This is a genomic window from Mesorhizobium sp. M0848, assembly GCF_040319805.1.
Taxonomy (GTDB): Bacteria; Pseudomonadota; Alphaproteobacteria; order Rhizobiales; family Rhizobiaceae; genus Mesorhizobium.
In genome coordinates, this window is sequence record NZ_JAMYOM010000054.1 from 1 (window position 1) to 8,410 (window position 8,410).

5 protein-coding genes and 1 pseudogene are annotated in these 8,410 nt (G+C 58.0%); 3 read left to right on the forward strand and 3 right to left on the reverse strand.

All coding sequences use genetic code 11. The features are described from left to right. Positions 1-409 precede the first annotated feature (409 nt). Positions 410-2,746 carry a penicillin acylase family protein gene (locus NKH95_RS32880; protein ID WP_352894538.1) on the reverse strand — a complete coding sequence of 779 codons (2,337 nt, stop codon included), beginning with the start codon at positions 2,744-2,746 and terminating at the stop codon, positions 410-412. Positions 2,747-2,779: 33 nt separating this feature from the next. Then, positions 2,780-3,670, reverse strand: coding sequence for a polysaccharide deacetylase family protein (locus tag NKH95_RS32885; protein WP_352894544.1), 891 nt, complete (start codon positions 3,668-3,670; stop codon positions 2,780-2,782). A gap of 1,093 nt (positions 3,671-4,763) precedes the next feature. Between NKH95_RS32885 and NKH95_RS32890 the strand changes: the two genes are divergently transcribed. Continuing rightward, the gene (locus NKH95_RS32890) at positions 4,764-5,225 is read left to right on the forward strand and encodes an IS5 family transposase (protein ID WP_502895421.1); all 462 of its coding nucleotides are present in this window, start codon (positions 4,764-4,766) and stop codon (positions 5,223-5,225) included. An 82-nt stretch (positions 5,226-5,307) separates the two neighbouring features. Here NKH95_RS32890 and NKH95_RS32895 read toward each other — a convergent pair whose 3' ends face one another. Continuing rightward, positions 5,308-6,387, reverse strand: a complete 1,080-nt coding sequence (locus NKH95_RS32895; RefSeq protein WP_352894540.1) for an IS630 family transposase — start codon at positions 6,385-6,387, stop codon at positions 5,308-5,310. Between the two features lie 221 nt (positions 6,388-6,608). On the opposite strand from NKH95_RS32895, the pseudogene NKH95_RS32900 reads away from it, so the two are divergent. Then, a pseudogene (locus NKH95_RS32900) lies at positions 6,609-7,102 on the forward strand (tyrosine-type recombinase/integrase); the annotation flags it as partial. Positions 7,103-7,158: 56 nt separating this feature from the next. Then, the gene (locus NKH95_RS32905) at positions 7,159-8,310 is read left to right on the forward strand and encodes an IS30 family transposase (protein WP_352894542.1); all 1,152 of its coding nucleotides are present in this window, start codon (positions 7,159-7,161) and stop codon (positions 8,308-8,310) included. Positions 8,311-8,410 lie beyond the last annotated feature (100 nt).

Sequence of the window (8,410 nt, forward strand, 5' to 3'; positions counted from 1 at the left end):
CCTTGCCACGCTTCACCGCCGAGGAGTGCTCAAACTACTTCTGCGCCGCAGGATACGAGCCTGAGTGATCAGATTCTGCTCTAGCGACATCGATTCCGACAAATGTTTCCCTATAATCTGCCACGGCTCGTCCTCCTGTGATGAGGATCGGCTCGGACCGCCCGAGCAACCCTCGGACTCGCAGTGTAGGGCGAGCCACCTCACCGGCAGAAGCGGACATACGGTCTTACGAATCGTCGCGGCAGTGTCCTCGTCTTCACAGCTCAGCGAAACATGGGGTAAAATGGGCGCTTCTGTTTTGACGCACTTGACACAGTTGTACCATGTGAAGCGTTGCACTCTAAAACTGTCCGGGATTAACGGAATCGCTGTCCGTAAAATTACTGAAATCACTCGAAACGAACTTGGGCTAAGCAGGCATGAGAATGATCGTCGAAAACGTCGCCTCATCGACCTTCGTCATCGAATAGAGCAACGGCTTGTATTCACCTCGCCTCCAGCTTGATGTCAGGTCTGCGTAGTGTGCAGAGCCGGGAACGCCGGACTGTCCAGGATTATTGATAAAGAGACTTTCGTCCCAGTTTCCGACGTCGATGATCATGCGCACAGAAGGGCCGTCGGTAACTGAAAAATCGCTTAAGCGGTAAGTCGCGTAGTTGATAGCCGAGCCGCTGCCGCCTAGCCCCATCGGCTCCAAAGACCAATTCGTGGCTACGAGCGATTGGAGAGGATGCCGCAGATCCATCTTGTGAAGACGTCCCCACGACCAACATGCGGGATCTCCCCCCATCAACGCCAAACATTCCGTCCAAGCATCCATGAGACTGGTTTGGAGAGCTTCAATCAATTCCCGCTCTGGCTCAGCATTTTCCAGCCACGCGGCAATTCTTTGGGCCTCAACCGGCATCAGTAACGGAATGACTTCGGCATCGGCGCCCTCGCGCCTGGCCATCATGGGGCCGAGATGTTTGCTCAGCCATACCTCAAATAGCGCGGCCGGCCCGGAGTCTGCCGACAGATCTTTGTCCCATCCCTTCAGGAACGCCCAAATCTTCCCGTCACCCAAATCCTCGAAAAGCCGCGTTACCGCCTTGCTGATCCGGGCAGCAATAGGCGAAAAGGTCGAACATTGCAGACGGACACAGTCTTGCAAAGAGATCGGCCTGTCGCGACCGAGTTCATGATGGAGCGAGTCGTGTCTGCTGCTGTCCGGCCACTCATAGGCAATTGCCGGATTAGATTTTGACCAGTCATCTGGAATGTTCATTGCGTTCGCAGTGGCGATAAAACCACGCGCCGGATTGACTTCTGATGGAACTTTGCTGGGGCTAAGATAGCCTTTCCACTCGAAATGACCGTCGCCTGGTACGGGAAGGAGACCATCCCAATTCTCGCGGATAGGCATAGCACCAGCTGGCCGCCAAGCGATCGTGTCGCTCGTGTCTGCGTAGACATGATTGATCGCGGGGCATCCCCAACTTTCAAGGCTATGCGCGCACTCTCGATAGGTCTTCGCTCTCATTACCGAAAGGCTGGCCATATAGGGTGCCGTTCCCGGATTTGTGACAACGGTCCTCAATGCGAAGGCGCGGTTGTCCTTTTGGGCCTGGTAGAGCACAGGTCCGTGGCGAGTGAACTTCAGCTGAACCGTCTGATCCGGATGTCCCTTGACCGGTATGACTTCCTCGATCACGCGGAGCTTCTCCCAGCCGCCATCATAGGCGTAGCTGTCGGAATCGTCCGGAGCAGTGCGATAGACATAGACGTCTTCCTGGTCCGCCCCAAATATCGTTAGGCCAAAGGCCGCTGTTCCGTTGTGTCCCATCGAAATACCAGGCACCATTGGCTCACCGGCGCCAATTACGTCCATACCTGGCATTGCGAGATGCACGATGTAGCGAATGGAAGGCAATGTGTGCGTGCGATGAGGGTCTAAGGCCAATATGGGGCGACCCGTTGTCGTCTTTGCTGCCGAAATTGCCCAATTATTTGAACCTTGCTCAAAAGCGGAGCGAGCAATTTCCCCGGTTGAAGCCACGACCGTCCACAGGCCGGCCTCTTCCAGCGAACAGTCCAGCCTTACTTTCGAGAAGGTTGCCGGGCTTGCTGCGAGTTGAAAATCCCGTAACACTCGGTCGCTCATTACCGCGGGGTCGAACCCGTCCGCAGGCTTGGGATTGCCGCCATGGGGCAGTTGCTTGCGAAGCGTGTCGAGCTTCGCCCCGAGTTCCGGACCGACCAGAGCCATGACTTTGGAGCGCAGAAGTTCGGAAGACGCGTTCCGCGTCAGGCAATGGGTACGAATGCGGACGACATCTTCCGGCTTCCAGTGATCCGGTCGATTTCCTAGCACCGCAAATTCCGGCGGAAGCCGCGCTAAGCCTGAGTCGCAAGCATCGATGTAAGCGTTGATTCCGGTGGTAAACGCAGTGCAGATTTCTTCTGCGTCAGATCCGTATGCGTTCCATTCGGGCGCCATGTCGCCGCGATAAAGAAACAGGCGTGAAGCCCTATCCTGCGCGAGGTACCCGGGGCCAAAATCGCGAGAGAGAAGGCCCAGGCCGCGCTTGCGGGCCAGATCGATTTGCCACAGGCGATCCCGTGCCGCATTCCAACCCTGCGCGAAAAAGAGATCGTCCAGGTTTTCTGCTCTGATATGGGATACGCCCCAACGATCGACATTGATAGATACTTCCCTCTGTAGCCCCTCTACTTTCAGAAGCTGGGAAGCGATGGTTGTCGTCATACTCGGATATCCGTTTTGATGCAGAAGATGCTGCTACAGCGCTAGCGAGGCATGCTCCGCCACCTCTCGGTGGGTGGCAAACCAGACATCGCCCTTGGCTTTAGCAGCCCGTATCACCTCCTCAAGTATCCAAATCCTTGATCGATAGCCGATTCTGTGAGGGTGCATTGTGAGTTGAAACATCTCACCTTCGTGATATGCCTGCTCAAACTCTCGCATGAAAATTCCCAGGACGTCTTCTGGGCTAATATGGGGCCGAAGCGGCTCGGTTGCGCTCATTGCGAAATATGGTGCGTCATCACGGATCCATTCGACTGGTATCTCGATTACGCCTGTCCGTTCGCCATTCTCCAATAGTTCGTAGCAGCTATCGTCGGCCATCAACGACGAATCATATAGTAGCCCCATCTCGCGGGCGATCGACAGTGTCTTTTCGGAAAAATCCCATGATGGGGTGCGCAATCCGACCGGTCGAGTGCCCGTGATCATTTCGAGCGTATCGGCACTGCGCATCATCAAATCACGTTCGTTTTCCGGCGGTAGCAGGGAATTGAGCTCGTGGATCCAGCCGTGAATCCCAATCTCGTGCCCTTCGTCCACAACCGAGCGCTGTTCGTCTGGATAGAGTTTTGCAGCAATCGCGGGAACAAAGAAACTAGCCTTGATATCGTGTTTCCGGAGCAGACACATGATGCGAGGCATTCCTCGCCTGTTCCCGTATTGCCCACAAGAGAGGCGCCCGATCGATTTTCCACCGTTGTACAATTCGAGTGTTTCGTGATCCACGTCGAATGACAAGGCAACAGCGCAGCGCTTGCCGTCCGGCCATGGCGGCGTCAATCGCTTGCCTGCACGGACGCGATTGACGTAACCGCGCCAACGAACTTCGGACCACTGCCAAGGCTCGTTTTCGATTCCAGCCATAAACAGTCGTCCTTCCTGCATTTCGTCTGCGCAATTTCGGTCGTCCAGCCATGGCGCGTACCGGAAGCTGCTGCTCATGCGTCAGCCTGAAACGCGGAAAAGCCTGGGGACTCTTGATGGGTAAACAAAAGCGAAAAATCGTCAGGAGAGCAGCCTCCAGGACTCCACCGGGTCCCTGTGATCAGGTCGTACTAGAAGCTGCCTCCGCAAGATCGAAGCCCCGGCCTGATGTCGGTCAGGTCCGAACTAGTCAGCCGCTACCGGGGCATAACGATGGTCTGCGTGTTTGCGGGAAAACGCGATCCACGATCCTCGATCGCATAGTCGATTGTCGTTCCCAAAACTTGCCAGGCTCTGTACTGACTGCGCCGTCTCATGGATGCGGAGTAGGCGATTGAGCGATCAGTTGTCCATGAGTAAATTCCTCGCAGCTCACGGCTCGGTTTCGCCGCTGGTCCCACCAAAACACACAGTGGAACAACGTTCCTATCCATGCAGTCACATTGACATGCGGGTTTGAAATCGCGCCTCAAATAACCTTTCGGGGACTTTTGACAAAGCCCATTTTTGACCGGACCGGTCCTTGCCCTTCCCAAACGTAGCAGCGTTAGATGAGCGGCCGTGAGCGAACAATGTCTGTGAACGCAGGAAGCCTGCGTTTTCTCGCTCTGCGCGCAATAAGCCGACATGCTTGCTGGCGTGGCGAATGCGAGTTCCCTCGCGCTACCAAGTGATCAACGGGATCGTTCGGACATTGTACAATAACAGTCCATCGCAAGAGAGCGCGTCAGATTTCCTGTGTGCGATCGGTTGTTGAGCCGCTCGCCGATCCTGATGGTGCGCTTGCGAAAGTCGCACGTGGTGGGCTCAATGGATAGGAATTCAGCGAGCACTCTGGCCGCCTGCCGGTACGGCATCATGCTCCCCAGCCGCGCCGACAGCTCAGAGCCCGATCAGGACAGATTTTCAATGGTGCAAAGCAACGATCATACCCGGTAACAATCCCAGCACAGCATCCAGTGAGGATTGCGAACCTCACGTGCCGTAAGACGGTGCGGATCCGGCGCGTCATGAGGGAAGAGGTCTCCGCCCCATGGTTCACGACTGCTATCTGCAGCGCCACCATGATCGCCTCACCATCGCCGATCGAAGGCAGTTACGTCAAGGCACATCGCTCTGCGGCAGGCTCAAAAAGGGGGCGTTCTCGGTAGCGATTGGCCGCTCGCGAGGTGGAAGAACAAGTAAAATCCATGCTTTGGCCGATGATCGCCGCCGACCAGTCGCCTACGCGTTAACGCCTGGCAACATCGCCGACATCACCATGGCCGTTCCCTTGATTGGTATGGTGGCCAAGCCCAAAATGCTCCTGGCCGACAAAGCCTATGATGCGGACGGCCTCCGCAATTGGCTTAAGCGGAGGACGATCAAGGTTGTCATTCCATCAACCGCCTCACGGGGTACGCCCTATCCACTCGATCACAAGGCATATCGCAGACGGAACGTCATCGAGCGTATGTTCTGCAAGCTCAAGAATTGGCGTCGGATCGCAACATGATACGATCGACATGCACAGAACTACCTCTCACCCCTTGCTCTCGCTGCTATCATTTCAGCCTAGATTTGAATGAGTCCTCAACCTAGTGGATGGAATCTAACACTTGGTGCCCACGTTTGACGGCAGCAATGATTTTGTCGGGATCGGCGGTCCAAGTGAAGGGTTTGGGTTGCTGGTTGTGCTCTGCCACGAAGCGGTTGATTGCCGCCTGGAGGTCGATGACGGAGTGGAAGACGCCTCGCTTGAGACGACGCTTGGAGAGTTTGGCGAAGAAGCCCTCGACGGCATTGAGCCACGAGCATGAGGTCGGCGTGAAGTGGAAGGTGAAGCGCTGATGGCGGTCGAGCCAGGCACGCACCTTGGGGTGCTTGTGAGCGGCGTAGTTGTCGAGGATGAAATGGACCGCCTTGCCGGCCGGCGCCTCGGTGTCGATGGCGTTGAGGAAGCGGATGAACTCCTGGTGGCGGTGACGCTGCATGTTGCGGCCGATGACGGCGCCGTCGAGCACGTTGAGAGCGGCAAACAGCGTGGTGGTGCCGTGCCGCTTATAATCGTGCGTCATGGTGCCGAGCCTTCCCTTCTTCATGGGCAGGCCGGGCTGGGTGCGGTCGAGTGCCTGGATCTGGCTCTTCTCGTCGACCGACAGCACGATGGCGTGGGCCGGCGGATCGACATAGAGGCCGACGACGTCGCGCAACTTGTCGATGAATTTCGGATCGTTGGAGAGCTTGAACTGCCGCCAGCGGTTTGGCTGCAGCCCGTGCGCCTTCCAGACGCGGCGCACCGCGCTGGCGCTGATGCCGGCGGCCCTGGCCATCATGTCGGCGGTCCAGTGCGTCGTTTCCCCTGGCGGGTCGTCGAGCGCCAGCGCCACGACGCGCTCAGCGATCTCAGGCCCGAGCGGCGCAATGCGCGAGGGACGCGTCTTGTCGCGCAGCAGCCCCTCGAAGCCTTCCGTGGCGAAGCGCTCCTGCCAGCGCCACACGCAGGTCTTGGATTTGCCGGTCCGCCCCATGATTTCGATCGTGCCGGCGCCGGTGGCGCTCAACAGCACGATCTCGGCGCGCCACACATGCTTCTGCGGGCTGTTACGATCTTTGACCAGGGCAACCAAACGCCGATGGTCAGAAGGCGAGACGGTGAAAGATATTCCTGTGCGCATACCGCAGACTCGCACGCGCTCAGCCAAAAGGGAATCCCGATCCGGACTCTTATGTCAGGCGGAAACCACTAGCACTACCTTGGCAGTTTTTTAGTTCTGGGAGCATTTTGAGATTGAACGAAGCCGCTGACGCGGCATTTGGTGCGGGGGTTTGCGGTTGAGGCTTCTGTTTTGAAGGATTGCGGCTGTTGAAGCGCAATCTTGAGAACAGGCGATGAGCGATGGCCGATTTGAGCCCTCTGCGCCGGCGCATGATCGAGGACATGACGATCCGCAATCTGTCGCCGGCAACGCAGCGATCCTACATCCACGCGGTGGCGAAGTTTTCCCGGTATTTCGGCCGCTCGCCGGAGCGGCTTGGTCTGGAGGACGTCCGGGGCTTCCAGGTGCATCTGGTGTCGACCGGGATATCATGGCCGGCGTTGAACCAGACAGTATGCGCGCTGCGGTTCTTCTATGGCGTGACGCTTGGCCATGCCGAGATCCCGGAGCGGATTGCCTATGCCCGCGCGCCGCGCACGCTGCCGGTGGTTCTGAGCGCCGACGAGGTTGTCCGCTTCCTGGAGGCGGTGCCGAGCCTGAGGACGCGCACAGCCTTGACCACGGCCTACGCCGCTGGCCTTCGTGCTTCGGATACTGTCGGCCTAAAGGTCGACAGTATCGCAGCGAACGCGGTGTCATCCGGGTCGAGCATGGCAAGGGCGGGAAAGACCGGGTGGGTTCAACCGATCGTCGCAACACCTTTAATCTGAGAGGATGAGGAGATGTTGCATGGTCACGTCACGGGTCTGGTTTACCGCAGAACAGAAGGCCGAGCTTTGGGAACGATGGAAGCAAGGTCAGAGCATTTCGTCGATCTCGCGGGCACTTGAGCGCAGGACCAAGGGCGGGGTCCAGCGGATCGTATCTGTCCATGGCGGCATTGCTCCGTCAGCAAGGCGCAGGGCTCCCTTAGCGCTTGCAGTGGCGGAGCGCGAGGAGATCTCTCGCGGGATTGCAGCGGGCCTTGCACTGCGCGCCATTGCACGAAGCCTTGGACGATCTCCATCAACGATATGTCGCGAGATCGCGCGCAATGGCGGTGCAAAAACGTATCGTGCAACTCGGGCTGATAGGCAGGCGTGGGAGCGCGCGCTGCGCCCGAAGCGGTGTCGCCTGGCATGCTCTGAACGGCTACGATGGCTGGTGGCGCATAAGCTGGCGCTGGAATGGTCGCCCGAGCAGATAGCGGGCTGGCTGAGGCGAGAGTACCCTGGCGATCCAGACATGCGCATATCTCATGAAGCCATCTATCGCAGTCTGTTCATCCAGTCGCGCGGGGTGCTCAAGAAGGAATTGACAGCGCATCTGCGCACCAAACGGCAGATGCGCCTCGGCAAAGGTGCACAGAGCAACCGAACGGGGCAAGGTCAAATCCTCGATATGGTCTCCATCCGCGAGCGTCCCGCCGAGGCCGAGGATCGCGCCATCCCAGGCCATTGGGAAGGTGATCTGCTCGCTGGCGCAAACGACACCAACATCGTCACCCTCGTCGAACGGCACAGCCGGTTCACGATGCTTGTGAAGTTGGCCAGAAGGGACTCGGCGACTGTCGTGGCGGCCCTCGCCGAGAAAATCGGCACATTGCCCCAAGAGCTGCGGCGCTCCTTGACATGGGACCAAGCCAAGGAGATGGCTCGTCATAAGAGCTTCACCGTCGCAACCGATCTCCAGGTCTACTTCTGCGATCCGCGCAGTCCCTGGCAGCGCGGCAGCAACGAGAACACCAACGGCCTGCTCAGACAGTACTTCCCAAGAAGCACCAACCTATCCCTCGTCTCGCAGGATCAACTCGACGCCGTCGCTCGGAAGCTTAATCAGCGACCTCGAAAAACCCTGGACTTCGAGACCCCGGCCGATAGGTTGCAGAGGGTGTTGCGATGACAAGTTGAACTCACCCCGTTATGTCATGCTGTCGGTGCAGCTTCTGCGGATTCTGCGGGTCTATTGGCGGTTGGCAAAGCCGAAGGACTGGCTGTTCCCC